Raw genomic sequence first — 2,218 nt, forward strand, 5'->3', positions numbered from 1 at the left:
CGCTACGAACTGGCGCATCACCGTAGCGGTTGGGCGGCCGATGGCCTGCCGATGTCGCCAGCGGTGCAGCAGGCGCTACCCGACCCGGATGCGTTGACCGCTTCAGACGGCCAGCGCTACTACCGCAACATCGAAGGCCAGTGGACCAGCAACGGCGCTCCACCCGATGGCAACCGCGTGCTGGAACTGTAGACCGCGCGCGCCCCCCTGTTTGCAAGGAAAAAGCAATCGATGTCTTGTCAGAAATTTCCTACTGTGTCGCGGACCAAGCACGGGCATCATGCGTAGCTGTATCCGGAGCGCCATTGCCGCTGTCAACGTAAGCGAGCCAGAATGACATTGCACAACAAGCCACAAAAAGGTGAGTTCTTCGTCTTAACACTCGACTCCCGCATCCCTGGGCCAGGGCACGGCGTTGTTTTCGATAATGAGAAGGAATTGCTAACGCCGCCGAAGCGGAGTCTGAGACCTTGGGAGGGCGGGTTCCCGCCGCTACGCGAAAAGCCGCGTTTGATTTACGACCCCAAGAAAGGAGATATGCCGCAACATCTGGAAGGAACATTTAGCGGCTACTGGCTTGTTTCTGAAAAATTGAAAAACGTATTTGAGCGAATAGACCCTTCGGCCTTCGAATTCGCTGAAACTGATTTCCTAATGCCTGATGGGACATATGGACCCACCCATTTTCTTTGCGATGTTATTCTCAGACTAGATGCAGTCGATGAAGAGCATTCAGAGCTAAGGATCGAACGGGGTAGTGATTATGTAAGCGGGAAGGCTTACAACTTCAGCGGCGGCGCAAGCTTAGCCTTCCGAAAAGATGTCATTGGATCCGCACACATTTTCCAAATAAGTCACTCTTCTTTAATATGTTGTGACCGAATTATGCTAGACGCAATTAGGCACGAAGGCATCTCCACGACTGAGAAATCGGGCGGACTTTGGTTTTTTGATGCAGCAGATTGGAGCGACATCTAAAGCGAGATCGACAAAATCTCTATGTCGACTAAATTTACTCATTTTCGCGATCACCATCTAATTGAGCAGCGGACCCTGCCCAAAGATCCTCTTTTACAGGAACTAAAGAGCGCCGGTATATTTAACATTCACTCAGATAGAAACTTAATATACCTACCAACAAAGCCAGATTTTGCATATCGCATTGGAATCACGCCCCATAGCGGTGCGCACATTATCGAGAATCAGCGCGGAATAATCGATGAATTAAGATTCTATAGACAAACAATTGATTACCAGTTGTTCGACCAAGGCGACTTAGAAGCAGGAAAGCGCCTAGCGGGACGAGTTGAACGGTTTCAAGATTTCTTGCGGATCGGCCTGTCCAATGGCGATTTACATATTAATGCGCCGTTAGGAAAAACAGCAGACGATATTAGAAGTGAGACAAGGAGTTTTTATGCGCAGAAGCCAAGCTACATCAGTAAAGAGACGGCCCAAATCAGTGCAATCAACTCCATGCAGAGTGAGGAGATTGGTTGGCGAGCAATCGTACATTCTGAAAAACGCATCACAACAACCCTACTCGAAATCTCAAATTCCGATGCAAATTTGACTCGGGGTGGTGATGATCCCAGTGCAAGGAACCGATTGAGCCGCGCCATCTCGCAGGCCCATGCGGCAGGCCGTTTGACGCTCTCAGAGCAAGGCATCCTGCAAGTCGAAAACACTCTCGGCGAAGAAGCAGCACGGCCACTTCGCATTCCCTTCGGCCAACGCGGTTTCGCAACCGCCGAGTTCTTGGTCGGCGAGCTTTCGGCCAACCAGGCGCTACGCACCGCCGGCCTGCTCGCCACCGCCGCCGACACGGTGATGGCCGGCCAGCGTGCCACACGCTTGCTGGGCCAGGACAATCCGCTCGCCGCACAATCGGAGCTTGCTCACTTCGCCGGCCGCAACATCGGCGGCTGGGCCGGCGGCACCGCCGCTGCCTATGCGTTGGGCAGCTCGGGTGCGGGGCCGATGGTGTTGATCGCAGCCGATGCCTATTTCTTGAGCACCGCTGGCGAGAAGGCCGCCGAGCTGCTCGACAACCGCGCCATCTACACCCAGACCGATCGCGATGGCACGCAGTGGTCGTTCAACGGCACCGCCTGGGCGCGCGACGGCAGGGCCGACACCAGCAACGACGGGATAGACAACCCTACCGCCACGCCCATCGTCGCCAGCTACGAGAAGGCACGCGAACTCAACTACCAGG

General features: G+C 54.3%; 3 protein-coding genes. All 3 read left to right on the forward strand.

Annotation, left to right across the window (positions count from 1 at the left end; translation table 11 throughout):
- The coding region (locus LL962_RS20750; protein ID WP_441004891.1) for a hypothetical protein at positions 1–192 on the forward strand (192 nt) is incomplete at its 5' end.
- 141 nt (positions 193–333) lie between these two features.
- Positions 334–978: a DUF1629 domain-containing protein gene (locus tag LL962_RS20755; protein ID WP_228318277.1), complete on the forward strand. Its 645-nt coding sequence runs from the start codon at positions 334–336 to the stop codon at positions 976–978.
- A 21-nt stretch (positions 979–999) separates the two neighbouring features.
- Positions 1,000–2,218: hypothetical protein (locus tag LL962_RS20760; RefSeq protein WP_228318278.1), on the forward strand; the 1,219-nt coding region annotated here is incomplete at its 3' end.

The organism is Xanthomonas sp. NCPPB 1067 (assembly GCF_020783795.1).
In the GTDB taxonomy this organism is placed as follows: domain Bacteria; phylum Pseudomonadota; class Gammaproteobacteria; order Xanthomonadales; family Xanthomonadaceae; genus Xanthomonas; species Xanthomonas melonis.